This is a genomic window from Arhodomonas sp. AD133 (assembly GCF_051195215.1).
Taxonomy (GTDB): Bacteria; Pseudomonadota; Gammaproteobacteria; order Nitrococcales; family Nitrococcaceae; genus Arhodomonas.
On the sequence record NZ_JBNAZM010000033.1, the window covers coordinates 1 to 26,687 of the forward strand.

24 protein-coding genes are annotated in these 26,687 nt (G+C 67.8%); 10 read left to right on the forward strand and 14 right to left on the reverse strand.

All coding sequences use genetic code 11. The features are described from left to right. Nucleotides 1-97: 97 nt before the first annotated feature. From ACPEES_RS16150 to ACPEES_RS16200, 11 genes are all read right to left on the reverse strand, one after another. Entirely contained in the window at nt 98-862 is a 765-nt protein-coding gene (locus tag ACPEES_RS16150) for a hypothetical protein (protein WP_435104584.1), read from the reverse strand. Between the two features lie 406 nt (nt 863-1,268). Beyond that, nucleotides 1,269-3,344: an endonuclease/exonuclease/phosphatase family protein gene (locus ACPEES_RS16155; protein WP_435104585.1), complete on the reverse strand. Its 2,076-nt coding sequence runs from the start codon at nt 3,342-3,344 to the stop codon at nt 1,269-1,271. Between the two features lie 121 nt (nt 3,345-3,465). Beyond that, a complete protein-coding gene (gene phoU, locus ACPEES_RS16160; protein WP_435104635.1) occupies nt 3,466-4,188 on the reverse strand; it encodes a phosphate signaling complex protein PhoU in 723 nt (240 codons plus the stop codon). 26 nt (nt 4,189-4,214) lie between these two features. After that, nucleotides 4,215-5,024, reverse strand: coding sequence for a phosphate ABC transporter ATP-binding protein PstB (pstB, locus tag ACPEES_RS16165; RefSeq protein WP_435104586.1), 810 nt, complete (start codon nt 5,022-5,024; stop codon nt 4,215-4,217). 53 nt (nt 5,025-5,077) lie between these two features. Beyond that, nucleotides 5,078-6,244 carry a phosphate ABC transporter permease PstA gene (pstA, locus tag ACPEES_RS16170; RefSeq protein ID WP_435104587.1) on the reverse strand — a complete coding sequence of 389 codons (1,167 nt, stop codon included), beginning with the start codon at nt 6,242-6,244 and terminating at the stop codon, nt 5,078-5,080. Nucleotides 6,245-6,257: 13 nt separating this feature from the next. Continuing rightward, complete coding sequence (gene pstC / locus ACPEES_RS16175) at nt 6,258-7,508, reverse strand: phosphate ABC transporter permease subunit PstC (protein ID WP_435104588.1); 1,251 nt, start codon at nt 7,506-7,508, stop codon at nt 6,258-6,260. Nucleotides 7,509-7,690: 182 nt separating this feature from the next. Then, a complete protein-coding gene (locus ACPEES_RS16180; protein WP_435104589.1) occupies nt 7,691-8,707 on the reverse strand; it encodes a PstS family phosphate ABC transporter substrate-binding protein in 1,017 nt (338 codons plus the stop codon). Nucleotides 8,708-8,896: 189 nt separating this feature from the next. After that, nucleotides 8,897-10,207, reverse strand: a complete 1,311-nt coding sequence (phoR, locus tag ACPEES_RS16185; RefSeq protein ID WP_435104590.1) for a phosphate regulon sensor histidine kinase PhoR — start codon at nt 10,205-10,207, stop codon at nt 8,897-8,899. A 21-nt stretch (nt 10,208-10,228) separates the two neighbouring features. After that, entirely contained in the window at nt 10,229-10,918 is a 690-nt protein-coding gene (phoB, locus tag ACPEES_RS16190; protein ID WP_435104591.1) for a phosphate regulon transcriptional regulator PhoB, read from the reverse strand. A gap of 84 nt (nt 10,919-11,002) precedes the next feature. Continuing rightward, nucleotides 11,003-11,785, reverse strand: coding sequence for a lysophospholipid acyltransferase family protein (locus ACPEES_RS16195; protein ID WP_435104592.1), 783 nt, complete (start codon nt 11,783-11,785; stop codon nt 11,003-11,005). Further along, nucleotides 11,782-14,112 carry a DUF1631 domain-containing protein gene (locus ACPEES_RS16200; RefSeq protein WP_435104593.1) on the reverse strand — a complete coding sequence of 777 codons (2,331 nt, stop codon included), beginning with the start codon at nt 14,110-14,112 and terminating at the stop codon, nt 11,782-11,784. Before ACPEES_RS16200 ends, ACPEES_RS16195 begins: the two co-directional genes overlap by 4 nt. Before the next feature lie 283 nt (nt 14,113-14,395). Here ACPEES_RS16200 and ACPEES_RS16205 point away from each other — a divergent pair, with 283 nt between their 5' ends. From ACPEES_RS16205 to ACPEES_RS16240, 8 genes are all read left to right on the forward strand, one after another. Further along, complete coding sequence (locus ACPEES_RS16205) at nt 14,396-17,164, forward strand: monovalent cation/H+ antiporter subunit A (protein ID WP_435104594.1); 2,769 nt, start codon at nt 14,396-14,398, stop codon at nt 17,162-17,164. A gap of 2 nt (nt 17,165-17,166) precedes the next feature. Continuing rightward, nucleotides 17,167-17,490, forward strand: a complete 324-nt coding sequence (locus tag ACPEES_RS16210; protein WP_435104595.1) for a Na+/H+ antiporter subunit C — start codon at nt 17,167-17,169, stop codon at nt 17,488-17,490. Then, nucleotides 17,487-19,004 (forward strand): monovalent cation/H+ antiporter subunit D, encoded by a 1,518-nt coding sequence (locus tag ACPEES_RS16215; protein WP_435104596.1) that lies wholly within the window; start codon nt 17,487-17,489, stop codon nt 19,002-19,004. Before ACPEES_RS16210 ends, ACPEES_RS16215 begins: the two co-directional genes overlap by 4 nt. Before the next feature lie 5 nt (nt 19,005-19,009). After that, nucleotides 19,010-19,501: a Na+/H+ antiporter subunit E gene (locus ACPEES_RS16220; RefSeq protein WP_435104597.1), complete on the forward strand. Its 492-nt coding sequence runs from the start codon at nt 19,010-19,012 to the stop codon at nt 19,499-19,501. Further along, entirely contained in the window at nt 19,495-19,764 is a 270-nt protein-coding gene (locus tag ACPEES_RS16225) for a K+/H+ antiporter subunit F (RefSeq protein WP_435104599.1), read from the forward strand. The genes ACPEES_RS16220 and ACPEES_RS16225 overlap by 7 nt, the downstream gene beginning before the upstream one ends. A gap of 11 nt (nt 19,765-19,775) precedes the next feature. Then, a complete protein-coding gene (locus ACPEES_RS16230; protein WP_435104600.1) occupies nt 19,776-20,114 on the forward strand; it encodes a Na+/H+ antiporter subunit G in 339 nt (112 codons plus the stop codon). Then, nucleotides 20,107-20,946 carry a carboxylating nicotinate-nucleotide diphosphorylase gene (nadC, locus tag ACPEES_RS16235; protein WP_435104601.1) on the forward strand — a complete coding sequence of 280 codons (840 nt, stop codon included), beginning with the start codon at nt 20,107-20,109 and terminating at the stop codon, nt 20,944-20,946. Before ACPEES_RS16230 ends, nadC begins: the two co-directional genes overlap by 8 nt. 70 nt (nt 20,947-21,016) lie before the next feature. Beyond that, nucleotides 21,017-21,268, forward strand: a complete 252-nt coding sequence (locus tag ACPEES_RS16240) for an SH3 domain-containing protein (protein ID WP_435104603.1) — start codon at nt 21,017-21,019, stop codon at nt 21,266-21,268. A gap of 1 nt (nt 21,269) precedes the next feature. On the opposite strand, the gene ACPEES_RS16245 is transcribed toward ACPEES_RS16240, so the two are convergent. Beyond that, the gene (locus ACPEES_RS16245) at nt 21,270-21,806 is read right to left on the reverse strand and encodes a retropepsin-like aspartic protease family protein (protein WP_435104604.1); all 537 of its coding nucleotides are present in this window, start codon (nt 21,804-21,806) and stop codon (nt 21,270-21,272) included. Between the two features lie 177 nt (nt 21,807-21,983). On the opposite strand from ACPEES_RS16245, the gene ACPEES_RS16250 reads away from it, so the two are divergent. Next, nucleotides 21,984-22,307: a hypothetical protein gene (locus ACPEES_RS16250; protein ID WP_435104606.1), complete on the forward strand. Its 324-nt coding sequence runs from the start codon at nt 21,984-21,986 to the stop codon at nt 22,305-22,307. Here the strand turns inward: ACPEES_RS16250 and ACPEES_RS16255 are convergent. Continuing rightward, nucleotides 22,294-23,223, reverse strand: coding sequence for a LysR substrate-binding domain-containing protein (locus ACPEES_RS16255; protein WP_435104607.1), 930 nt, complete (start codon nt 23,221-23,223; stop codon nt 22,294-22,296). The two genes, ACPEES_RS16250 and ACPEES_RS16255, sit on opposite strands and share 14 nt — an antisense overlap. 227 nt (nt 23,224-23,450) lie before the next feature. Between ACPEES_RS16255 and ilvE the strand changes: the two genes are divergently transcribed. Beyond that, nucleotides 23,451-24,347: a branched-chain-amino-acid transaminase gene (gene ilvE / locus ACPEES_RS16260; RefSeq protein ID WP_435104609.1), complete on the forward strand. Its 897-nt coding sequence runs from the start codon at nt 23,451-23,453 to the stop codon at nt 24,345-24,347. Here the strand turns inward: ilvE and ACPEES_RS16265 are convergent. Further along, the gene (locus ACPEES_RS16265) at nt 24,296-26,593 is read right to left on the reverse strand and encodes a molybdopterin-dependent oxidoreductase (protein WP_435104610.1); all 2,298 of its coding nucleotides are present in this window, start codon (nt 26,591-26,593) and stop codon (nt 24,296-24,298) included. The genes ilvE and ACPEES_RS16265 overlap by 52 nt on opposite strands. Between the last annotated feature and the right edge of the window lie 94 nt (nt 26,594-26,687).

Sequence of the window (26,687 nt, forward strand, 5' to 3'; positions counted from 1 at the left end):
TATACGACCGCAACCGATGCTCTATTGCCCTCGATCAGCACGTCCGTCTCTGCCTACTTGCGGGAGGAGTCCATATACGCATTGTTAGGCCAGACGCTCATCCGGCCGTTTCCTGCGCACCAAACCGTTCGTCCCACGCTCCTCCAAGACCCTGCAGCCGTCCTTTGAGCGTGTTGCAATACTCGCGAAGGTCCTTGAACTTGCTCGTCGGCGGATTCTGCGATGCCCAATAGACGATGTTGAAGGAGAGCCTTGCGATCTCCCTCGCATTGTAGTGCCGAAACAGTACAAATCTTCTGTCTGTCGCCTTGTTCAACGTCTCATGTACGGCTGGCTGCAGTGTAGTTGATGAGGGGTGAGTAGCCTGATCTCGCCACGTAAAATTCTGTCGTAACGCCTGTCGAATGTAGGCGGCCCGCCGATTAGACATCGGGAACGCTAGCCGCAAGACTTCGGAAATCTGTCTATATCGAGCTGTTCCGTTTTGCTTCCAAGCCGCCTTGGTCTTCTCCGGTATTGAGATAAGCTCCTTCACGTTGGCATGAAAAGCATCAACAGCGGTGCAGCTGCAAGAAATGGCCTGCATCCCGGCTTTCATCTCGCTAACTAGTGACTGTCCGATCTCTTCGTTCCTTCCGTCATCCACCGCTTTCGCGAGCTCAAGGCTTGCTATCTGCGATGTGCAGGCGTGCTCGAACGCAATTTCCAGCCAGACAGGGGTCTGATCCAAACCTGTTTGGAGCTCAAGTGGACCGCTGACTAATCGGCCTTCATGGTCGAAGCTCAAGGTCAGCGATGGAATCCTGATCTTCATTCCTTCGACGATAAAGACCCCGGGCTCCGGAGTTCTGTCCTCGTCCATTCTCCCGCCACTCCCCGCCTAACACGCACTCTGCATCTAGCACCAAGGTCTTCTACAGCTAATGTGTAAGGCAACTGCGCGGGCACTTGCTCCCCCTCGAACCACTGCCGACAAGGTGCCTCTTCACACCATTTCTGCTAACGATTGCACATTTTTGACCTCAAGATCGAGGGTCCAAACAACCACCCGTCGCAACGACTGACCGCTGTATGACGTGCGGCTCTGGGAAATGGTCCGATTCGGATTGAAGGTTCGGGATTCGGTTGCGCGCGCGATCGCGCGACACATGGGCTCTGACAGGGCCGAAGGCTCATTATTTTGTCGTCGGCGGGCATCCAACAGAAGGTCGGCCGCACTTGGCGGCCGACCGAACGAAGCTACTCGACCGTGCTCAGTTGGTCACGGTTCAGGCGTAGCTCCGACGCCGCCGCAAGGCAGCCGCGGCGAGCAGCAACAGACCGCCAAACCAGGACACGGCACCGCCGCCGCCGTCATCGTCGTCGTCCGAGTCCTCCCCGCCGTCGCCGGTGAGGCTGACGTCGAGCCAGACCAGGCGGTGGTCGGAGCTGGCTTCGGTGTCGCCGCCGGCGAGGCGGCGCAGGGGGTCCTGCGGGCCGGGCCAGAAGACGCCGGCCTGTTCGGCGTCCAGGCCGGCTTTCGACGGCAGGACGTAGTCCAGGCGGAGGCCGCCGGAGCCCGGGAGGGTGTCGGCTGCCGCGTGGGGGTCGCCGGGGTTCAGGGCCTGAGCGCCGAGGCTGGTCGGCACGATGTCGGCGTTCACGGCGGGGTTGTCGAGTAGCTGGGTGATGGCGCCTTCGACGCCGTCGCCCTTGTTGGGGTCGGCGTTGAGGTCGCCGAGGATGACGAAGCGGCTGTCGCTCTCCAAGCCGCCGGTGACGCCGGCGTCGTCGACGATGTAGTCGCCGGCCTGGGCGTCCACGTAGTCCGCCCAGAAGCGGATTTCGTCGTGGTTGCGGTGGCCGTTGCGGTCCTCCTCGCCATCGAACACCGGCGGTGTCGGGTGGCTGGCGAGCAGGTGGACGCGTTCGCCGTCCACGATGACGGGGACGTCCCAGTGGCTCTTGGAGGACAGCGGCAGCGCTGCGAGCTCTTCCGGCGAGTACCAGCTATCGGTGCGGCCGTTGCCGTCGGCGTCCTGCGGGTCCGCCGGCAGCATGGCGTCGGGCATGTCCTTCCAGAGGAAGTCGCGGAAGGTGCGCACCCCGTCGCGGTCGATGGGGAGTCGGGAAAGCACGGCCATGCCGTATTGACCGGCGAAGGTTCCGTAGCCCAGGGCGTCGTCCGGGCCACCGACACTGCCGTCGTTGTTGAGGTCGTGGCCGGACACCACGCCGGTGTTCACCGGGGCGACGAAGCGGTGATCATAGCGGATGGCCTCGGCACCGTTCTGGCCGACGCCCAGGTAGTGGTTCTGCAGCGCGGCGACGGCGGCGCCGCCGGCCTCGTAGTCGAGCTCGTTCAACAGGATTACGTCCGGGCGTACGCGCTGGATGATCTCGGCGATACGCCGGATCTGGGGGTCGTCGCCGCTTTCGAGGCGCGCGAGGACGGCGCCGGGTTCATCGCCGTAAAGGGCGACGTTGAACGTGGCGACGCGCAGCTCCCCCGCCGCCTCGGGGATGGGTTCGGGGCGGGCTTCGTCCACCGGCACCGCCTGGCTCGCGGTTGCCGACTCCCCGGCGGCGTCGGTGGCGGTGAGCGTCGCCGTGAAGCGCCCGGGCAGCTGGTAGGTATGCGCCACCTCGGCCCCGGTGGCGGTGGTGCCATCACCGAGCTGCCACGTATAGCTGACCTCGCCCTCGGCATTGCGGGCGACGGCCTTCAGGCTGACCGTCTCCCCCACCAGGGCATTGTCGAAACCACCGGTGGTCTCCGTGGCGATCTCCGCCTCCAGCGCCGGGGCGTCGTCGGTGACGCGTACGTCGTGCACCTGCCAGAGCGCACCGTCGCCGGCCCCGGTGCCGGTGGAGCGATAGCGGAATGCGACGACCACCTCGCCGCCGAGGTAGTCGCTCAGCTCCACGGCGCCGGAGTCGGTGAGCGCGTAGTTGCCCGGCGAGAGATCGTAATCGGTCAGCGTCTGCCACTGATCCGGGTTCACGGCGCCGCCGCTGTACGCGTCAGTGGCGAGCACGTCCAGGGAGCCGCCGCCGAAGTTCATCTTGGTGCGGAAGTGGAGGTAGGCGCGCTCGGCCTCGGCGAGATCGATGGCCGGCGTGATCAGGTAGTCGTCGCTCGCCGTGTCGGCGCCGTAGCCGTTGATCTCGGCGTAGCGTTCACTGGCATAGCCGTCGGCTGCCCAGTCCGCGTTGGAGGCGGCGCTGTGGGTGCGCATGGTGCCCAGGGTGGGCGAGCCGTCGGCGGCGAAATCCTCGTGGAACAGGTCGCTCGCGGCCACGGGGGTGGCGGCAAGCATCAGCGTCGCGCTGAGAAGCGACGCCCGGGCAAAACGGTTTGTCATGATCGCGATCCTTGGACGACTGCGAACGGGATCGCACAGTCTCCGGCGGCCGGATCACGACACGATAACGGGATCGTGACCGCGCGATGACAGGCGCGCGGTCACGGCATGCGCTCTTGCCTCAGCGGCGGTCGCCGGTGGCTTCCTCCGCCATCTGCTCGAAGCTGGTGTGACGGACGTCCTTGCCGCGCACGAAGTACACCACGTACTCGCAGATGTTGCGCGACCGGTCGCCGATGCGCTCCAGCGCCCGCGCTGACCACATGATGTCCATGACCGGCGGCACCGCCTTGGGGTGCTCTTCCATGTACTTCATGAGGTGGCGGATGATGCTGTCGTACTGGGCGTCGGCCTTGATGTCCTCCTGGGCGACGCGCACCGCCTGCTCGGCATCCATGCGGGCGAACGCGTCCAGCGCGCCCCGCAGCATGCGCTTGATGTGCTCGCCCAGGGCCTCGATCTCGCCCATGGGGCTGCGCTGGCGGTCGTCCTCGAGCAGATGCAGTGCCATGCGACCGATGCGCTCGGCCTCGTCACCGATGCGTTCCAGGTCGGTGATGGTCTTGATGACCGCGAGCACCAGCCGCAGGTCGCTCGCCGTGGGCTGGCGGCGGGCGAGCACGTGAGTGCAGGCCTCGTCGAGCTCCACTTCGATGGCGTTGACCTTGTAATCGCTGGTGACCACGTGCTCGCCGCGCTTGGTATCGCCTTCCACCAGGGCCACCAGCCCGTCGGCGAGCTGCTGTTCCACCAGCCCGCCCATGGCCATGACGCGGTTGAGGATCTGCTCGAGCTCCTCGTTGTATTGCTGTGAGATGTGCTGCGAGAAGCTTTTCTTGTCCACCATGATGCCTCTCCCGCCCGGGCCGCTCAGCCGTAGCGTCCGGTGATGTAGTCCTCGGTCTTCTGCTCACGCGGGTTGGTGAACAGCGTGTCGGTGTCATTGAACTCCACCAGGCGACCCATGTGGAAGAACGCGGTGTAGCCGGCCACCCGCGCCGCCTGCTGTAGATTATGGGTCACGATGACGATGGTGAAGTTGTCCTTGAGCTCGTCGATGAGCTCCTCGATCGTGGCGGTCGCCAACGGATCGAGCGCCGAGGCCGGCTCGTCCATGAGAATCACTTCCGGGCTCACCGCGATGGCGCGCGCAATGCAAAGCCGCTGCTGCTGGCCGCCGGAGAGCGCGGTGCCCGGGGTCTGAAGGCGGTCGGCCACCTCGTTCCACAGGCCCGCACGCCGGAGGCTGCTCTCCACCAGGTCGTCCAGCTCGGAGCGGCTGGTGGCGATGCCGTGCAGACGCGGCGCGTAGGCGATGTTCTCGTAGATGCTCTTGGGGAACGGGTTCGGCTTCTGGAAGACCATGCCCACGTGGGAGCGCAGTTGCACCACGTCCACGGAAGGGTCGTAGATGTCCTCGCCGTCGAGCTCCACCGCGCCTTCGATGCGCACGTTGGGCACCAGGTCGTTCATGCGGTTGAGGCAGCGCAGGAAGGAGGACTTGCCACAGCCCGAGGGGCCGATGAGGGCGGTGACCTGGCGGTCGTGGACGTTGACGTTCACGTCGAACAGCGCCTGGGTGTCGCCGTACCAGAGGCGAAGATTGCGCACGTCGACCTTGACCGGGTGCTCGGGGTGATTGCCCCCGCGGGTGCTCTCACGGACGGGACTGTTGGCCATCTCGGAGCGGTGTTCAGCTGTATCTGCAGAGTACATAGTCTAACGGCCTCTGGCTACCAACGGCGTTCGAAGCGGCGGCGCAGCAACACGGCGGTTGCGTTCATGGTGAGCAGCACGGCCAGCAATACGATGATGCCGGCGGCCGTCTTCTCCACGTAGGCGCGCTCGGGCATGCCCGCCCAGGTGAAGACCTGGGCCGGCAGCACCGTTGCCGCCTGGGTGATGGACGTTGGCGCGTCCGGAATGTAAGCGATCATGCCGACGATGATCAGCGGCGCCGTCTCGCCGATCGCCTGGGCGAGCCCGATAATGGTCCCGGTGAGAATGCCCGGCAGCGACAACGGCAACACGTGATCGCGGACCACCTGCCAGCGGGTGCACCCCATCGCCAACGCGCCCAGGCGGATGGGATCGGGCACGGCGCGCAGCGCCGCCCGCGTGCTGATGATGATGATCGGCAGCGTCATCAACCCGATGGTCAGGCCGCCGGCGAGCGCCGACGATCGCGGCACGTGAAAGAAGTTGATGAACACCGCCAGGCCCAGCAGACCGAAGAGGATGGAAGGCACGGCCGCGAGGTTGTTGATGTTCACCTCGATGGTCTGGGTGAGGCGGTTGTCCGGCGCGAACTCCTCCAGGTACACCGCGGTCATCACCCCGATGGGGAAGGCGAACAGGAAGGTGAGCGCGAGCAGGTAGATCGAGCCCACGGCGGCGGACCAGATGCCGGCCATCTCCGGCAGCTTGGAGTCACCGTTGGTGAAGAACGCGGTGTTGAACTTGAACGCGATGCGCCCGTCTTCCTCGAGCTCGCGCACCGTGGCCACGACGTCGTCGTCCAGGTCGTGGCTGTTGCCCTTGCGGAACTGATCGATCTCCGCCTTGGCCGGCACCCAGCGCTCCTGTGTGGTGCCCAGCAACGACTCGTCCGCCTTGACTTCCTGGGGAATGGTGCGCAGCACCCCGCGGGAGACGATGGGCCGCAGCGGGTCGCTCACCGCCAGCGGCGGCAGCTCCACGGTCTCCTCGCTGTAGGTGATCCCGGCGAGCACCTGCGTATGGTAGAACGCGCTGTAACCCTGGCTGATGATGTCGGCGAAGAACGCCACCAGGAACGCCACGGACAGCGCGATACCGCCGGCGCACAGGAAACGGAAACGCCGCTCCGCGTTATAGCGGCGCCGGAGTTTCGGATTGTCTCTGGATCCCTTGAGCTTCATGCGGCACCACCGGTCAGTCGTACTGCTGCTTGAACCGCCGCACCATGACGGTGCTGACGATGTTCAACGAAAGCGTCACTATGAAGAGCACCAGCCCGAGGCCGAACGCGGCGAGCGTGGCGGGGCTGTCGAACTCCTGATCGCCGGTGAGCGCGTCGACGATCCGCACGGTCACCGTGGTCATGTCTTCCAGCGGATTGAGCGTGAGGTTCGGGCGCAGGCCCGCTGCCATCACGACGATCATGGTCTCGCCGAGCGCGCGCGAGACGCCGAGCAGCGTCGCCGAGACGATGCCGGGCGTGGCGGCGGGCAGCAGCACCTGCTTGATGGTCTCGCTCCTGGTCGTGCCCAGCGCGTAGGCGCCTTCGCGCAGGCTGTGGGGTATCGAATTGATGACGTCGTCGGAGAGCGAGGAGATGAACGGGATGATCATGATCCCCATGACCAGACCCGGCGAGAGAATGTTGTTGTAGGAGGCGTCCAGGCCGAAGAAGGCAGCCAGGTCGACGATCATCGGGCTCACGGTGATGGCGGCGAAGAAGCCGTAGACCACCGTGGGAATACCCGCGAGCACTTCGAGCACCGGCTTGGCCAGACCACGGACACGCCGGCTGGCGTACTCCGACATGAAGATCGCCGACAGCAGCCCTACCGGCAACGCCACGCCCATGGCGATGGCCGTGACCATGAAGGTGCCCGCGAACAGCGGCACCGAGCCGAACGTGTAAGTCGCCTCGCCGGCCTCGCCGGCACGCCCGGCGCCCACCAGGAAGGCCTTGTCCGGCGCCCATTCGGTACCGGTGACGAATTCCCAGATACTGACCACCTGGAAGAAGCGGATCGCCTCGAAGACGATGGACAGCACGATGGCGATGGTAGTCACGATGGAGACCAGCGCCGCCCCCAGCAGCAGCCAGCGGATGAGGCGGTCGAGGTGGTTGCGCGCGCGCAGTTCCGGCCGGATGGTGTGAAGCCCCGCCGCCAGGCCGCCGGCGGCCAGCACCAGTGACGCCACGAACGTCATCGTCACCGGCGGATCGGCGACACCGAGCAGAGCCGCGAACGTCGCCACCAGCGCCACCGCGATGGCGGGAATCGCCATCCACACCACCGCGTACCAGCCGTACTGCTGCGGGCGCGAATGCATGGGGGTGCCGGCATCCGCCGCCGTGGAGAACGCCCTGCGGCGGCCCATGGTGTAGGCGGCAAACCCCAGGGGAATCAGCCCGCCGAAGAAGATCAGGATGGCATCGCCCGTGTTCACAGGGTCCTCCGTCTTGCGAATCTGCAGTGCCGAACTCGATCGCGGGAAGCAAGCCTACGGCAACGAGGCAAGCGTGCAACCCCGCACCGATAATCGATCCCCGGACAATCAACGACCGGCCACCCGCGAAGGATGGCCGGTCTCGGGTGCCCGGCGGCCACTGACCGTGGCCCCGCCGGCACTTACTTCAGGTCGGAGCCCTGCAGCGGCTCGAGGTTGGCCACCTGCTCGCGGTAGCTCTCCTGCATGTCCGCCGGCAGCGGGATCAGGCCGAGATCCTTGAGGTAGCCGACGCGGCTGATCATCTTCTTGCTCATGAACAGGTCCGCGTACTCCTGCACACCCGGCACTTCGCCCACGTGGGCGTTCTTGATGTAGAAGTACAGGCTGCGGGAGACCGGGTAGTCACCCGAGGAGATCTTCTCGGGCTCGGGCTCGACGCCGTCGATGCTCGCGCCCTGGATCTTGTCGCCGTTCTCCTCGAGGAAGCTGTAGCCGAAGATGCCGAACGCGTCGGTGTTCTGGGCGAGCTTCTGCACGATGAGGTTGTCGTTCTCGCCGGAGGGGACGTAGACGCCGTCCTGACGGATGTTGGTGTACTCACCGTCGTAGCCGTCGATCTCCTCGGAAGCGGCCTCCATGACCAGCTCCTCGAAGGCGTCGCGGGTCCCGGAGGACGTCGGCGGGCCGTAGATCACGATCTCGCGATCGGGCAGGCTCGAATCGATCTCGCTCCAGTTCTTGTACGGGTTGTCCACGAGCTTGCCGTCCTGCGGCACCTTGGCGGCGACGGCCATATGGATCTGCTCGCGGGTGAGGTTCAGCGCCTCGTTCTCGCCGGCCTGGGCGAAGACGATGCCGTCATAGCCGATCACCGCCTCGGTGATCTCGGTGACACCGTTCTCCTGGCAGCGCTCGAACTCGCTGACCTTGATACGGCGCGACGCGTTGGTGATGTCCGGGGTGTTGGTGCCCGCGCCCTCGCAGAAGAGCTTCAGGCCACCGCCGGAACCGGTGGACTCGATCACCGGCGTGGGGAAATCGGTGGTGGCACCGAACTCCTCGACCACGTAGCTGGCGAAGGGATAGACCGTGCTCGAGCCGACGATGCGGATCTGATCACGCGCCTGCGCGCTGGTGACCACACCCATGCCGATGACCGCGGCGGTCGCGATAGCGGTCTTCTTCCAGGTCTGCATCAGGCAACTCCTCGTTTGCGTGTACTGCTCATTCCAGCCCCGTCGTCGGGGCCGTCACCCCCGGGCGAAATGATCATCGCCCGATAAGTCGCCGAGGATGCTAATGACAAGATGTGACAAGACGGTGACGGTCGATGACAACCCGATGTCCGGTAGGTGAAGCCGGCATGACTCCACGCGTGGCCGCCGTCAGCGCGCGGGTTCGTGGCTGGTCCGGCGCCGATAGGCCGGGAACACGCAGCAGAACGTGCTGCCCTCTTCCACCCGGCTGCGGATATCCAGCCGTGCGCCGTGACGCGAGAGCACGTGCTTGACGATGGCCAGCCCCAGGCCGGTGCCGCCGGCGCCGCTGCTGCGGCCCCCGTCGACACGGTAGAAGCGCTCGGTGAGCCGGGGGATATGATGCGCGGGTATGCCTCTGCCGGTGTCGGCCACGCACATCGAGGCCACGCCACCGGCCTCCTGCCAACGCACGTCGATATGCCCCCCCGGCGGGGTGTATTTCACCGCGTTGACGATAAGGTTGGAGAACGCGCTGCGCAGCTCGTTGTGATCGCCATCGACCACCAGCCCGGGGTCGGCCTCCAGCGTGATCGTATGCGTCTGATCGCCGAGCGCGCGCGCCTCCTCCACCAGGGTTTCCAGCATCTGCGCCACCGCCACTGATTCGTCCTCGCGCGGGCGCTCGCCGGTCTCCAGGCGGGAAAGCAGCAGCAGGTCGTCGATCAGCCGGCCCATGCGTTGCGTCTGCTGCTCGATGAGCGTGAGCGAGCGATTCACGTCCTCGGGCTCGCCGCCGTAGTCGGCGAGGGTCTCCGCGAGCCCCTGGATGACCGTTAGCGGGGTCCGCAACTCGTGGGTGATATTGGCGACGAAGTCCCTGCGCATGACCTCCAGGCGGTGCACGCGCGTGACGTCGCGGGCGAGCAGCAACCGCCGGCCTTCGCCATAGGGCACGATCCGGAACTCCAGCATCTGCGCTTCGTCCACCGGTGACGGCACCTTGAGTGCCTCACCGGGCTGGCCGCGGGCGAAGAACGCGCCGAAGTCCGGATGACGGATCAGGTTCGCGACGCGCTGGCCCTGATCGGCAGGCCATCGCAGCCCCAGGTAGTAGGCCGCCTGGGGGTTCCACCATTCCATGTCACCGCTGGCCCGCATCACCACGGCGGCATCCGGCATGGCGTCGCTGGAGGCCTTGAACCGGTGCAGCAGCGAGACCAGTCGCCGGCGCCGCCGGGCCTGGGCCCGCTGGCGGCGAACGAGCTGATCGGCGATGTCCTCCCACACGCCGGCAAGCGGGGGCGGGCGACGATGACGGCCGCGACGGACCCAGCGCTCCAGGCGGATTGCCTGGCGCGTCTGCCAGGCGACAGCAACCATCAGCGCCAGGCTCAACACCATCCACGGCGCCCCCACCAGCACGCCGACCAGCAGCGCTGCAACGAAGCCTGCCGCGGCGCGAAGCGCCGCGGCAGGCCAGGGGTTACGAGGCATCATGAGTCGGTCCGCGGCAGCGCCTCACCGCCGTGCAGAGAACCGGTATCCCGTGCCGCGCACGGTCTGAACCAGTTCGTCATGGCCGGTGGGCGCCAGGCCCTTGCGCAAGCGCCGCACGTGCACGTCCACCGTGCGCTCCTCGACGTAGACGTTCGTGCCCCAGACGTTGTCGAGCAGCTGCGTGCGCGTGAACACGCGCTCCTGGTGGGTCATGAAGAAGTGCAGCAACCGGAACTCCGTCGGGCCGAGATCGACGGTGCGCTCCCCGGCGTTCACGCGGTGGCTCACCGGGTCGAGGCACAGCCCCTCCACCTCGATGGGGTTTTCGCCGGCGGTGGGTAGCGTCCGGCGTAGCACCGCCTTGATGCGGGCGACCACCTCCCGGGGCGAGAACGGCTTGGTCACGTAATCGTCGGCGCCGGTGTCGAGGCCGCGCACGCGGTCTTCTTCCTCGCCGCGCGCGGTGAGCATGATGATGGGGATGTCCCGAAGGTCGGGATTGCGCTTGACCTCCCGGGCGAACTCGAGCCCGCTGCGACCGGGCAACATCCAGTCGAGCAGTATGAGGTCGGGGCGCGTGAGGCGGATCGCCGCCTCGGCGTCTTCCGCGGAATCGGCATGCCGCACGTCGAAACCAGCCCGCCCCAGCCCCATGGCGATCATCTCACGGATAGGGGCTTCGTCCTCGACGATGAGTATGCTCGCAGCCATAGTCGATCCGTCCTCCGTAAGTGACCGCGCGGCAGTATGCGAGGCGGACGTGACAACGCAATGACAGTCGCTCGGCGCGAGCGCTCAGCCGGCGACCGCGAGGGGCTCCTCGGCGGTTTCGACGGGCTGCAGCGCGGCGGCGACGTCATGGCGCGTGGCCGCCGCGAGCTCGCTGCGGCTGGCCTGGACGCTCGCGCGCACCGGCCCCACCGTCAGCGTCACGTCCACGGCCGGCTCGGCCGCGACCTGCCAGAGGTTGGTGATCAGGCTCTGATCGTCGGTGAACGGCAGATGCTCCACCGGTTCACCGTTGGCGTCGACATAGCGCAGCCCCACCGCCTGGACCGGTACCCGCGCGTCGATCGCGGCCTGGTAGAGCCGCGCCCGGAACGCGCGCACGGAGCGTCCGTCGCCGGTCGTCCCCTCGGGGAAGAACAGCACCCGGCCACCGGCGCTCAGGCGCTCGCGCATGACGTCGATGGCGCGCGCCGCCGCCGCGCGGCGCCCCCGTTCGATGTAAAGGGTACCCAGCGCGCTCGCCGTGCGCCCCACCACCGGCCAGCGCCGGACCTCGGATTTACTGAGAAAGGCCACCGGCCACAACGCCGCGATGCAGACGATGTCCAGCCACGAGACGTGATTGGCGACCAGCAGGACCGGTCCACTGCTCGGCTGCTCCCCGCGCACCTGCAGGCGCACGCCCATCAGTCGGCACATGCCCCGGCACCAGGCCCGCTGGGCGCGGCGTCCGAGACCGGCCGGGGGCACCCGGCCCTGGCGGCGGTCGAACGCAACCGCAGCACGAATACAAAGGGCCCCCACCAGCGTGTAGGGGCCCGCGAGCGCTACACGCAGAATCCGCTTCATGGGCCGTGAATCTCCTTGAGCGTCTCGATCACGCGCTCGAGGGCATGGTCGAACGCCACCACATCGGCGAGCTCCATCACGTCCCCCTCGCGCAGCGCCCGGGCCAGATCCTCGGCACTATACTCGGCGACACGGAAGCCGGCACGATTGACGAAAACATAGCGCTGGCCACCGTTGAGCCGTGCCGAGAGCTTCGCGCGCACCGGGGGATCCTGGTCACGCAGATCGAGCCACTCGCCCTGTGAGAGCGCCCGGACGCGCGCGAGATCCTCATCGTCCGCCGGCCGGTCCCCCCACACGCTCAGGTTCGTGGCCGGCCCTTCGGCAGCTTGCGACGGCGTCTGCGACTGCGTCGCCGATACCGCCCCCTCGCTGCCCACCGGCGGCTCCGCCCCGGGCGTGAGGCACTTGAGGTGGACCGCCTCGAGCTCTCGAAACAGTTGGGTCATCTCATAGGGGTTGTACATGATGGCATTCAACCCCTCGCGCAAATCCTGCAACAGTCGCGGCATCAACTCCAGCATGCGCTGGCGCTCGGCGGCATCGCTCTTCGGGCGCACACTCCAGACCAGCTGATCCATCACCCCGACCTGGTGGCGCCAGGCTTCGCCCTCGCGTCCCTCGCGCACGGCCGTGATGAACAGCACCCGGAACCACGCCTCCTCGAGCAGACGGCGCACGACGTCCGGGACCTGGGCGTCGATGCGCTGCTCCACCTCGGCCTGAACCGCTTCACGGGCCGCCTCGACCTTGAGATTGCCTTCGGCGGCCTGACGGGTGCGCTCCTCGATGGCCTCGGCACGCTCGCGCTCGCGCTCGCGGAAGTAGCGGAAATCCCGCAGCGCCACGTCGAACACGCGCACATCGTCGCGGAATCGCTCGACGACGCGGTCGACCACCGCGGTCATCTTGCTGTAGAGGGGGTCGTTCTCCGGCTCCGCGGGCTGTGTCCAGCCGGTCGAGGCATCGGCGAGCTCGTTGATGAGACAGCGCGCCGGATGATCGCTCTGGCCGAACACGCGGCGGTCCCGCAACGCCACCTTGAGTACCGGCACCTGCAGCCGCGCGATGACGACACGCAACGCCGGGGCGAGACGCGGGTCGTCGAGGATGTTCTCGAAAAGCATGCTGACGATGTCGATGACGTCGTCCACCGAGCGTTCCAGCACGGTGGCGTGACCGTGCTCGTCGAGCCAGGCGTTGACGGCCGCCTTGATGCGGTCGGGGTCCACCTCCTGCTGGTCGAGGATGTGCTCCTGCAGCGACGTGAGCGCACGCAGCACCAGACGTGCATCGGCAACGGCGCCACCTGCGCCGGCACCACCGCCGCCTCCGCCGCCACCGGGGCCTCCGCCGCCGGGACCGCCTCCCGGGCCACCGCCGCCGACCGCTGCCCCGCCAGCAGCCCCGCCGGAGACCGGGCCGCCGCCGGACGCCCCGCCGGGAGCGGCGGGCTCGCGCCCGTACTTCGCCCGCCCGATGAGGCGCTCCAGCAGCTCGACGACCTCACCGTCGGCTTCTTCGCCGGACGACGGCTCCGGGCTCGTCCCGGCCTCGTCGTCGCTGGTGTCCGCGGGGCTCTCAACCGGTTCCGGCTGCGTGGGTTCGGTATCGCTCGCGTCCGAGTCCGAGTCCGAGTCGGCTCCGAGGTTACGCACCTGGCGCCGCCCCCGGGCGCCCGCCCGCTCCAGGCGCTCGTCCATCGCCTTGTAGACGGCCGGCAGCTCGTTGTCGAGACAGCGTTCGAGCAGCTTGTAGAGAATGAGGCGGGGTGTGAGGGTGATCTGCACGTCCGCCAGGGCCAGCGAGAAAGCGACCGCGATGGTATGCGGATGCACCGGGTTGGCCTGCATCGGCAGGCGTTCGGCCTCCAGCAGGTCCTCCAGGCGCGCCTCGAGCGTGCCGAGCAGCGAGGCATGGCGCCCGCGCAAGCGCGCGCCCGTGGAATCCACCGCGACGTCCTCTTCCAGGCGGTGATCGTCCACCAGCGAGAGCTCCGCCGGTTCCGTCTGCTCGAGCCGGGCAATGCCTTCGAGGTCACCCTGGGCCAGCCGCCGGAAGCCCTCTTCGAGGCGCTCGCGGAACCGCGCCACGACCCGCCGGCGCTGCAGCCGCAGCTCGCGCATGGCGGCGAAGCATTCCTCCTGCGATTGCGACTGGTTGGCTCGCTCGGCGCGCTCGAACAACGCGTCGTCCCCGCGATCCAGGGTTCGAGTGGCCGCGCGAACCAATCGCTCCGTGGCCAGACGGCGAAGCTCGTCCATCACCGCCGACTTTCGGCCACCCGCTCCTCCCTGCAAGAGCACGATCTTGTCTCTGGCGCTCATCGTTCCATCCCCGACCACCGATGACGCAACACTAATGCCCCATGGGCACTCCCGCCCAGAGGTTTCGCCAGGAACCTTCTATACACCAAGCGAGGTGAGACACCGATCACAAATTCGCAGGTGACCGGGCCGGCCACGGCTCGGTGATCGGCCCCACGACTTTTGCTAGACTGCCGCGACATTTTTCGCCCGTCCAGAGTCGCGACGGGCCTGCGGCGGCCCATGTATAGCGGGCGATTGCGCCATACGGCAAGCGCCGGGAATAAGCACAGAGACAACGATCATGACGCTTCTGCTCATCGTATTGTTGCCGTTCGCAGGCATCATCCTTCCCCCCCTGGTCGTGCGCACCAGCCGCAGCGCGAGCGCCTGGGCGGCGGCGCTGCCCCCGGCGATCGCGCTCGCATTGCTGATCAGCCAGGCGCCGGCGGTATTCGACGGTGGCGTACCGGCGGTGAGCTGGTCATGGCTGCCGGCGCTCGGCCTGGAGCTCGCGTTCTTCCTGGACGGTTACGGGCTGATGTTCGCGGGCCTCATCCTGGGCATCGGGCTGCTGATCGTCCTCTACGCACGCTACTACCTGAGCATGGACGACCCGATGGGCCGCTTCTACGCGATGTTGCTGGCGTTCATGGGGGCGATGCTCGGCATCGTGCTGTCGGACAACATCCTGCTGCTGGTGGTGTTCTGGGAGCTCACCAGTATCAGTTCGTTCCTGCTCATCGGCTACTGGCGCCACCGCGCCGATGCCCGCCAGGGTGCGCGCATGGCCCTGGCAATCACTGGCGCGGGCGGCCTCTGCCTGCTCGCCGGCGCGCTACTGCTCGGCGAGATCGTGGGCAGCTTCCGCCTCCAGGACATTCTCGCCGCGGGCGAGGTGATCACCGCGAGCCCGCTGTACACACCGACCCTGGTGCTGGTGCTGCTCGGCGCCTTCGCGAAGTCCGCCCAGGTACCGTTCCACTTCTGGCTGCCCCACGCCATGGCCGCCCCGACGCCGGTGAGCGCGTATCTGCACTCGGCCACCATGGTCAAAGCCGGGGTGTTTCTCATCGGGCGGCTGTACCCGGCGCTGTCGGGGACGCAGCTATGGTTCTGGCTGGTCACCGGCGTCGGCCTCGCGACCATGGTGTTCGCCGCCTACCAGGCGCTGTTCAAGAACGATCTCAAGGGCCTGCTCGCCTATTCCACCATCAGCCACCTGGGCCTGATCACCCTGCTTTTCGGCCTGGGCACGCCCCAGGGCGTGGTCGCCGGCGTGTTCCACATCATCAATCACGCCACCTTCAAGGCGTCGCTGTTCATGTCCGCGGGCATCATCGATCACGAGACCGGCACGCGGGACATCCGCAAGCTCGGCGGCCTGCGCCGGTACATGCCGATCACCATGTGGCTGGCGGCCATCGCCGCCGCATCCATGGCGGGCGTGCCACTGTTCAACGGCTTCCTCTCCAAGGAGATGTTCTTCGCCGAGATGGTGGTCGAGGGCCAGCGCCTGGGCGCGGCGGGCTGGACCCTGCCGGTGCTGGCGACCCTGGGCGGATTGCTGAGCGCCGCCTACTCGCTGCGCTTCGTCCATGACGTGTTCTTCGGCAACGAGACCGGGGCGCTGCCGCGGCAGCCCCACGAGCCGCCGCGCTACATGCGCGTCCCCGTGGAAGTGCTCATCGTCATCTGCGTGCTCGTCGGCGTGGCCCCCTCGCTGGTAGTCGGCGGCCTGCTGACCACGGCGGTCAGCGGTGTGCTCATCGGCGAGGTCCCCTACTTCAGCCTCGCACTGTGGCACGGCATCAATACGCCCCTGATCATGAGCGTGATCGCCCTGGCCGGCGCCGTTGCCGCCTACGTCCACCGCGAACGGCTGGAGGCCCTGCACCACCGCATATTCCCGCCGATCACGGGCAAGGATTGCTTCGACGCGGTGATCGCCGCCGCGGTGGCCACCGCGCGCTGGATCACGCAACTCGTCGATCCCGGCCGCGTACAACGCAACGTTCTCTACATGATCGCCGCCACCCTCGTGCTGGGCGCGGTGGGCGCCGCTGCCGGCGGGCTCGGCGGCGGTTCCCGTGCGCTCACCGCCGCGCCGCTGCCCGCCATCGCGATCTGGGCGATGTCCATCGCCGCCGCGGCGGTGATCGCGGTGGGCCATCACAACCGCTTGCTGGCACTGATCGCCATGGGTGTGGTGGGGCTGCTCACGGCGGTGACGTTCGTCTACATCAGTGCGCCCGACCTGGCACTCACGCAGCTCTCCGTCGAGGTGGTCTCCACCGTGCTGCTGCTGCTCGCGCTCAATCTCCTGCCCAAGGAGACACCCCGCGAGACGCCGGCATGGCGACGCGGTCGCGACGCCGTCATAGCGGTGGCCGGCGGCGGCGGCGTCGCCGCGCTCGCCTACGCCGCCATGACGCGTCCGCTGGACTCGATCTCCCGGTATTTCCTGGAGCAGAGCGTTCCCGGCGGCGGCGGGCACAACGTGGTCAACGTCATCCTCGTCGACTTCCGGGGCTTCGATACGTTCGGCGAGATCACGGTGCTGGGCATCGCGGCGCTGTGCGTCTACGCGCTGATATACGACCAGGCCGGCGTGCGCCATGACAGCGACTCCGAAACGCTCCATCCGCGCATCCTGCTCATCGGCAGCCGCGTGATGCTGCCGCTGCTCGCCGCGGTGGCCGTCTACGTCTTCCTGCGTGGCCACAATCAGCCCGGCGGCGGCTTCATCGCCGGACTCATCGCGGCGGTCGCGGTGGTGACTCAGTACATGGCCAGCGGCGTGCGCTGGGCCGAGGAGCGCCTGACGGCGGACTACTTCCCGGTGGTCGGCGCCGGCCTGCTGATCGCCGGGCTGACGGGGATCGCGAGCTGGCTGGTGGGCTACCCGTTCCTCACCAGTGCGTTCACCCACGTGCACTGGCCGGTCGTCGGCGACTTCGAGGTGGCAAGCGCCGTCGCTTTCGACCTGGGCGTGTTCCTCACCGTCGTCGGCTCGGTGGTGCTCATCCTCTCGCAATTCGGCAAACAGACCCGCGCGAACAGGGAGGCCTGAACATGGAGTTGCTCCTCGCCAGCGGCATCGGCGCCGCCACGGCGGCCGGCATCTACCTGATGCTGCGTGCCCGGACGTTTCCGGTGATCCTCGGCCTGACGCTGCTCTCCTACGCCGTGAACGTGTTCCTCGTGAGCACCGGCCGCCTGGCCGTCAACGCACCGCCCATCGTGCGCGATGGCGCGAGCGACTATACCGATCCTCTGCCCCAGGCCCTGGTGCTCACCGCCATCGTCATCGGCTTCGCCATGACCGCATTCGTGCTCGTGCTCGCGCTGCGGGCCCGGCGCGACCTGGGTAACGACCACGTGGACGGCACCGAATGAACCACCTTCCGATCCTGCCTGTACTGGTGGCCGCCGTGGCGGGCTTCGCCCTGGTGCTGCTCGCCTCGGCGCCATTGCGCGTGCAACGCATGGTTTCCCTTGCCGCCACGGCGGTGGGTCTCGTCATCGCGCTGATGGCGGTGACCTCGGTCGCCGACGGCACGCCGCTGGTCTACCGCCTGGGTGACTGGCCGGCCCCCTACGGCATCGTGCTGGTACTCGACCGACTGAGCGCCATGATGGTGCTGCTCACCGCAGTGCTGGCGGCACTGGCGGTGCTCCAGGCGGTACAGGGTACCGACGAGCGGGGCCGGTTGTTCCACGCCATCTTTCAGTTCCAGCTCATGGGCGTGTATGGCGCCTTTCTCACGGGCGATATCTTCAACCTGTTCGTGTTCTTCGAGATCCTGTTGATCGCCTCCTACGGCCTGCTGCTTCACGGACGCGGGCCCGAGCGCGCGCGGGCGGCGGTGAAATACGTGGTGGTCAACCTCACCGGCTCGGCGCTGTTTCTCATCGGCGTGGGCGCGCTCTACTCGGTCACCGGCACGCTCAACATGGCGGATCTCGCCGACCAGGCTCAGAGCCTGCCCGCCGCGGATCTCGGGCTGTTCTACGTGAGTGCGTTCGTGCTGCTGGTGGTCTTCGCCACCAAGGCCGCGCTCGTGCCGCTGTCGCTATGGCTGCCGGACGCCTACGCCAGTGCGACCGCGCCGGTGGCGGCGCTGTTCGCCATCATGACCAAGGTCGGCGTCTACGCGATCCTGCGGGTATACACCATCGCTTTCGATGCGCCGGCGAGCGCGGTCGCCACCGCGGTGATGCCGTGGCTACTGGGGGCGGCGCTGGTGACGATGCTCCTGGGCATGATCGGCGCGCTCGCGGCGCAGCGCCTGCGCGGGCTCATCGCCTACACCCTGATCTCCTCGGTGGGCACCATGCTCGCCGCCATCGCCCTGTTCACCCCCACGTCGGTGGCCGCCGGGCTCTACTACCTGGTCCACAGCACCCTCGCCGCCGCCGGCATGTACCTGCTGACCGACCTGCTGGCGCCGTTGCGCGGCGACGTTGACGACCGCCTGCACCCCGGCCCACGCCCCGGCGGCTGGGCCACGATGGGACTGCTGTTCATGGGCCTCGCCGTCGCGGTTGCCGGGCTGCCGCCGCTGTCCGGCTTTCTCGGTAAGGCGTTGATCCTGCAGGCGACCAGTGACGGCGCCGTGGCGCCCTGGCTGTGGGCGGTGATCCTGTTCACGAGCTTGCTGGCCATCGTCGCTCTGAGCCGCGCGGCGAGCACGCTGTTCTGGAAGGACGATCCGCCGGTACGTACACCGGCGCCCGCCGGCGCGGCGTACGTACCCACCGGCCTGTGCCTGGCGCTGATCGTGCTGCTCACCGTGTTCGCGGCCCCCGTTCAGCGATACACGGCCGCCACCGCGGGCGACCTGCTCACACCGAACGCGTATGTGAATGCCGTGCTCGGTGAGACGGCCACCGGCGACGAAGAGGTATAACGCGCATGGCGAAGATCCTGCACCATCCGCTGTTGTCACTGTTCGTGCTGCTGGTCTGGCTGCTGCTCGCGAACAGCCTCGGCGCCGGCGCTTTCCTGGTGGGTGCCATCCTGGCAGTACTGGTGCCGTTGATCACCAAGCGGTTCTGGGCCGACCATCCGCACCTGTACCGCCCCGCGGTGCTCCTCCGGCTGGTGCCGCTGGTGCTGGCCGACATCGTCACCGCCAATATCGCGGTTGCCTGGATCACGCTCACGCGCAGCAATCGCAGCCTGCGCCCGACGTTCCTGCGCATCCCGCTGCAGATTCACGACCCTCACGGCACGGTCATGCTGGCGAGCATCATCACGCTCACGCCGGGCACCGTCTCGGCACAGTTCAGCGCCGATCGGCGCACGCTCTACGTCCACATGCTCGACTGTGACGACGAGGCGGAGGCCATCGAACAGATCCGCACGCGCTACGAGCGCCCGCTCAAGGAGCTGCTGGAATGCTGAGTGTCGCCCTCGTGATCGGTTTCACCGCGGTCATCGCGGCCATGGCCATGAACGTCTTCCGACTGGTACGCGGCCCCTACCCCGAAGACCGGGTGCTGGCGCTCGATACCCTGTACATCAACGCCATCGCCCTTATTCTGTTGCTGTCCATCGAGTTTGCGAGCCGGCTGTACTTCGAGGCGGCACTGCTGATCGCCATGATGGGTTTCGTCGGTACCATCGCGCTGGCGAAGTACCTGGATCGCGGCGACCTGATGCACTGAGGTAACGCAAGATGTCCGAGATCATCGCCGCCGTGTTCATCGTCATCGGCGCGTTCTTCGTCTTCGTGGGCTCGTTCGGGATGCTGCGCTTCCCGGACTTCTTCACCCGGCTGCACGGCCCGACCAAGGCCACGACGCTGGGTCTGGCGAGCCTCGCCGTCGCGTTCATCGCCTTCGCCGCCGGCACTGAAGAAGGGCTGAGCGTGCGCGACCTGCTGATCACGTTCTTTCTGTTCATCACCGCGCCGATAAGCGCGCTGATGCTAGCCCGTGCGGCGTTGCGCCGGCGGGTGCACTCCATCGCCCCGACACCACCGCCGGTGGACGAGCAGGAGGCGGACCATGGTTGACCCCGAGCGCGTCACCGACGACGTCCGCCGCGCCCTGGCCGAAGACGTGGGCAGCGGGGACCTCACCGCCACCCTGCTCCCCGAAGACCGCATGGACGCCGCCACCATCATCACACGCGAGCCAGCGGTGATCTGTGGCCGTGACTGGGTGAACGCGGTTTACGAGGCGCTCGGCGGTGCAGTGACCATCGACTGGCAGGTTGGCGACGGTCAGAGCGTGGCCGCGGATACCGTGCTCTGCCGCCTGCGCGGACCGGCACGCGTGCTGGTCACCGGCGAGCGCACGGCGCTCAATTTCCTGCAGCTGCTCTCGGGCACAGCGACGGTGGCGCGACGCTATGCCGACGCCGTGGCCGGCACCGCCTGCCGGATACTCGACACCCGCAAGACGGTTCCCGGCCTGCGCGACGCCCAGAAATACGCCACCGCCTGCGGCGGGGCGGTCAATCACCGCCGCGGGCTGTTCGACGCGATTCTGATCAAGGAGAACCACGTCATGGCATGTGGCGGCATCGCAGCTGCGGTGCGCGACGCGCGCCGGCTGCATCCCGGCGTGCCTGTCGAGGTGGAAACGGAGACCCTGGACGAGGTCAACGAGGCCCTGGAAGCCGGGGTCGACACGGTGATGCTGGATAATTTCAGCCTCGCGGAGCTGCGCGCGGCGGTGAGCCTGAGCGCCGGCCGGGCGGGCCTGGAAGCATCCGGCAACGTGGAGCTGGGCCAGTTACCGGATATCGCCGCGACCGGGGTGGATTACGTATCCACCGGTGCGCTCACCAAGCACGTGCGCGCCATCGACCTGTCCATGCGATTTCAGCCGGGAGCTGGCTGAGGCGGGCAGCGCCGGGCCCCGAACACCGGCGCAGACAATCCACCAACACTTTCCACGGAGGGAAGCGACCATGCGATACGCCGCATTGCCACTAATCGCCGGCTGCCTGCTGGCACCCGCGACATTCGCCGGCGACGATGCACGGGCGGGTTATTCCAGCCCCTACCTCGTCGACACGCCCAGCGCCTCCGGCGACCGCCAACGGCGCCTGGATCCCGGCGAGCGCGTAACCATCACCGACCGCGACGGCAGCTGGGTCGAAGTGCGCACGCGTGGCGGTGACAGCGGCTGGGTGCGCGCGAGCCAGCTACGCGACGACTGAGTCAGCCGCCGTCCGCAGAGGGCGGACGCAGAATCATGCGTTCGCCCTCGAACTCGATCGCGAACCGCCTCAGGTAGGACATCCCGAGCAGCACGGTCTCTCCGTCCATGCTGGGGTTGATCGAGCCCCGCACCCGCTCACCGGTGAGCCCGCCGAGCGTGACCGTATCCAGGGTGGTCAGGTAACCGACGCTGCTACCGTTGGCGGTCTTGAAGCTCACCTGTGCACCGCGCTCCAGGCCAAGGCGCCGCGCCAGCGCCCCGGGAACGGCCACGTAGGTCGCGCCGGTGTCGAGCAGGAACTCCACGGGCCGCCCGTTGATCGCGCCGGTGGCCACGAAGTGCCCGGCAGCATTGCGCGTGAGAACCACTTCCGTGACCCCCGCGTCGGTGACGCGCTGAGTCACGGACTGGTTCGGATTGTGGCGGACCTCGAGGGCCCCGCGGTACAGCCAGGTCCCGAGTGCCAGCACCAGTACCCAGAAGACCATGAGCATGCCGCGGCCGAGCCGCCGTGTTCCGCCCGTGTTCTCACCCATTACCGAATCACTCTCCCATGCCGGCGATGGCACGCCCCGGCGCCCCGGCTACGTTACCCTGAAGGGCCTCCCTGCCGATCATGTCACGCGCGCTCGTCGCTGACACGTGGGGCATTCGCCTTGGCGGCGGAACCGACCTCCGGCATCGCCGCTGAGAAGATCAGTAACGGAGACACCATGGAATTGGACGAAGCGCTACTACGCGAGCTCATCGACCGGCTGCAGCGTCTGGACGCGGGAGAAACACTCCCCGTCGAAGCCCTGACGGAATACGCACCGGATACCGTTGCCGTTCACATGCACTGGCTGCGCAACGCGGGCCTCGCCACGGCCTCCGGCCGGGTGGGACGTCCGGACCGGCTCACGGGCCTGACGGCGGCAAGCGCGGGCCTGTGCGAGACCGCACGTGACGACGATGCCTGGGCGGCGCTGGTGGAACGGCTGCGACGCTATCCGGCCCACCAGGTCGCCACCGCCCTGTACGCGCTCACCCGGAGGTAAGGGAGGTGACCCGATTGCCGGACTCGGCCGCACACTGGGCGAGCAGCCATTCCCGAAACTGGCGAAAGCGGCGGTCGTCCCGCCGTGCCGGATCACAGACCAGGTAGTAGCCCTGCTCCAACGCGTAGCCCGCCGGCCACGGGCGCACGAGGCGCCCGGCGTCCAGCTCCGGCGCCGCCATTTCCACGGATACCAGCGCCACACCCAGGCCTTCCATCGCGGCCTTCATGGCCAGACCGGTGGAATCCACCTCGACACAGGCCGCCGGCGCCGGCAGCGTCGACTGGAACTGTGCCCGCCATGCCTTGTAGGCGTCCCGCCGATGGCGTGACATGAATAGTGTTTTCGCCGCCAGGGTTTCGCGCAACCCGCTCTCGCCACCCGGGTAATCGTCGGCGGGGCTGACGACCAGGTCCACGGACTCGCGGAACAGCAGCTCCGAGTCGACCTCCGCCCAGTCGCCGTTACCGTGACGGATGGCCGCATCGAAGTGCCCGGCGTGCAGATCGACCATGTCGTGGCTCGTGGAGATGTGCAGATCGAAGCCGGCCGTGCCGAACGGGTAGTCCTTCATGCGCGGCATCAACCAGTAGGTCGCGAAGGTGGGCAGCACGCTAAGGCGCAGCGGCGCATTTTCCATCGCCGAGCGCAGCTCGCCGACCGCCCCCCCGATCTCGTCGAACCCGCGGGTGAGTGCCGGCAGCAGCCGCTCGCCGGCACGGGTGAGTGTCAGGCCGCGAGGCTGGCGCTGGAGCAGGCGCACCCCCACGTACTCCTCGAGATGTCGAACCTGCATACTCACCGCCGGCGCGGTCACCGACAGCTCCCGGGCGGCGTCGCGCACGCTCAGATGGCGACCCACGGCCTCGAAGGCGCGCAGCGCGTTCAGTGGCAACGGGGGGCGACGGCCGCTCACGGCTGCACCGTCGCCGCCGGGCGATCGACGCCGTTGCCGCGGGGGAACGACCGGCCAATGAGCCGCCCCGGCGATGCCTGACGTTCACTCACTATCAAGAAAATGCCCCCTCCTCCCATCGTCGCCGGCTAAGAGGTACTGATCCAGCGTTCAGAAAAACCCAATGGGCGATACCGGGCCCACGCGCAATAATCGCTTAACATACCCCAGAGAGAAAGCGTGACCCCATGCCGAACAACGACAATTCCCCGCAACGGCTGTGGCTCAATGGCGAAATGCTCGCCCAATCCCAGGCGCAGATCCCCGTGATGACCCATAGCCTCCATTACGGCGGCGCAGTATTCGAGGGCATGCGGGCTTACGGGGGGCACATATTTCGCCTCGAGGCGCATATCCAGCGCCTGGCGCGTTCGGCCGAGCTCCTCGGCTACACGCTGCCCTACCCCGAGGCGCAACTGTGTGCGGCCTGTGATGCCGTAGTTGGCGACAACGGGCTCGACGACGTGTACGTACGGCCCATCGCCTGGCGATCCGCGCATTCGCTGTCGGTGGCACCAGAGACCATGACCACCCACGTGGCCATCGCCGCCTGGCAGTGGCCGACGGCCTGGAGCCGCGGCGAAGCCGAGCGCGGCCTGCGCCTGGCGCTCGCTGACTGGCGGCGCCCGGATCCCGCCACATTCCCCACGGCAAGCAAGACCTCGGGCGGTTACACCATCGGCACCCAGGCAAAGGCCCGGGCCGCCTCCGCCGGTTTCGACGACGCGCTCATGCTCGGCTACCACGGCGACGTCGCCGAGACCTCGAGCGGTAACCTGTTTTTCGTCCGTGACGGCGCACTGGTCACCCCCACCCCGGACTGTTTCCTGGACGGCATCACCCGCCGCGAGGTCATTGCACTCGCCCGCGAGGCCGGACGTGAGGTCAGCGAACGTCGGGTCGCGCTGGACGAGCTCGCCCGCTTCGACGAGGTCTTCACCACCGGCTCTTCCCTGGAAGTACTGCCCATCGTGGAGGCAGCCGGCCACCGCTACCCGGTGGGCCCGGTGACCCGCGAGCTCATGCGGGCCTATCAGGCACTGGTTCGCGCCCCCGAGCGGGAACCAGTGTCGGTGTCGGCGTAATCCGCCGCCGGACGCACGTCGACGAGGCAGGTCTGGGCGGTCGGCCCCTGGGCGAGGCGCGAGGTGCCGCGGTCCCGCGTGAGGACATTGGGATTGCCCGCAAGCTCGAGAGCGCCGGGTCTACCCGGCGTCTGCGGCAGGAAAGGGGCGCCGGTGGGCATCACCACCACCCCCGGCATCACCGCGTCGGTGACCCGGGCACCGGCGAGGCAGGCGCCGCGATCATTGGCGACCCGCACGCGGTCGCCGTCGGCGATGGCCCGTGGCCGGGCATCGTCGGGATGAATCAGTATCGGCTCGGCGCCGGCGATCCGCGCCTGCCGGCTGGGGCCGGCGTGATTGTACTGGCTGTGCAGGCGGGTGGCCGGTTGATGGGAGAGCAGGTGCAACGGCCAACGCCCGGCCTCATCCGCCCCGCACCACTCCGCCGGCGGCTGCCAGGTGGGGTGCGCCGGGCAGTCCGGCAGCCCCATCGCCTCGATGCGCGGCGAGTGGATCTCCAGCCGTCCGCTGGGCGTGGGCAGGGCGGCTTCCTGTGGGTCGGCACGGAAACCGGCGAGCAGAACCCGCGCCACGGGCGGCTCATCGGCGCCGAACCGCCACCAGCCCCGCTGCCAGAAGGTGTCGAAATCGGGCAGCACGGGTTGGCGCTCACGGAGCTGCTCGTAGAGCGCGCGCAGCCATTCCCCCTCGCTGCGTGAGTGGGAGAAACGCTCCCGTTCACCCAGCCGTTCAGCCAGCGCGGTGAAAATATCGTAGTCATTGCGCGCTTCGCCGACCGGCGGCAGCGCCTGCTGCATGGCGATGAGCGTGTCGTCCTGGGAGGAGCCACCGAAGTCATTGCGCTCCAGCGGCGTGGTCGCCGGGAGGACGATATCGGCGTGCTGCGCCGTGCCGGTCCAGAAGGGTTCGTGGACGATCACGGTCTCCGGGCACTGCCAGGCGCGTACCAGACGGTTGAGGTCCTGGTGATGGTGAAAGGGATTCCCCCCCGCCCAGTAGACCAGGCGGATGTCCGGGTAGGTATACCGCCCGCCGTCGTAATCGAATGTCGCACCGGGGTGGAGCAGCATGTCCGCAATGCGCGCCACCGGAATGAACGCCCGCACCGGATTCGGCAATCGGGGCAGTGCCGGCAGCTTGACCCGATGGGCGCCGTTGCCTACCGAGCCTACCGCCCCGTAGCCCAGGGCGAAGCCACCCCCAGGCAGCCCGATCTGCCCCAGCAGCGCCGCGAGTACCATGGCCATCCAGTAGACCTGCTCGCCGTGATCGGCGCGCTGCAGCGACCAGCTCACGTTGATCAGCGTACGGTGGCCGGCCATATCCCGCGCCAGCCGGCGAATGGCCTCCGCGGGTACGCCGCTGACGCCGGCGGCCCATTCCGCATCCCGCGCCGGTGCCTCGGACTCGCCCATGAGCTCGGCACGGAATGGCTCGAAGCCGCTGGTGTACCGCTCGATGAACGCCTCGTCGTGGCGCCCCTCGGCCACCAGCGTGTGGGCGATGCCCAGCATTATCGCCAGGTCGGTATTGGCCCGCACGGGCCACCATTCGGCCCCCGGCGTCTCCAGGTCCGCACGCAGCGGGGAGAGGTTGATCAGCCGGCAACCGCGCTCCGCGGCCCGGCGCAAGTGCCCGGCGACCACGTGCCGGCCCTGTCCCCCTGACTGCACCTGGGCGTTCTTCCACGGCACGCCGCCGAAGCAGACCAACTGCTCGGTGTGCCCGGCGACCACGTCGAGCGACGTCGCCGCCGCCTGGATTTCGTCGTAGGAGTAACCCACGACGTACGGCGTGATTACCTCGGCGGCGGCGAGGGAGTAGGAATTGACCGAGCGCACGTAGCCGCCGATGGCGGCGAGGAAGCGGTGAATCTGACTCTGGGCATGGTGGAACCGCCCGGCGCTCGCCCAGCCGTAGGAGCCGCCGTAGATCGCCTCGTTGCCGTGGCGCTCCCGCACCCGCTGCAACTCCCCTGCCACGCGGCCCAGGGCGTCATCCCAATCCACGGCGACGAACTCGTCCCCGCCGCGGGGACACTCGGCGGTGCTACGGCCTTCCAGCCAACCCCGGCGGATCATTGGCCGGGTCACCCGCTCCGGCCCCTGGGATTCGGCGAGTACCGCGCCGATGGCGGACGGGTCGGGGTCCTCCGACCAGGGATGAACGGCCTGCACCCGCCCGTCGGCAACCTCGATCCGGTAGGCGCCCCAGTGCGTCATCGTGTGGTAGCCGCGGCTCATTCTGCCTCCTGGTCGGACGTGCATCGATGCGGACTATCTTCTCACCGTCACGGTAGTGTCCGGTATCAGAACGTCGCTGCATGTCTGCGTGCCA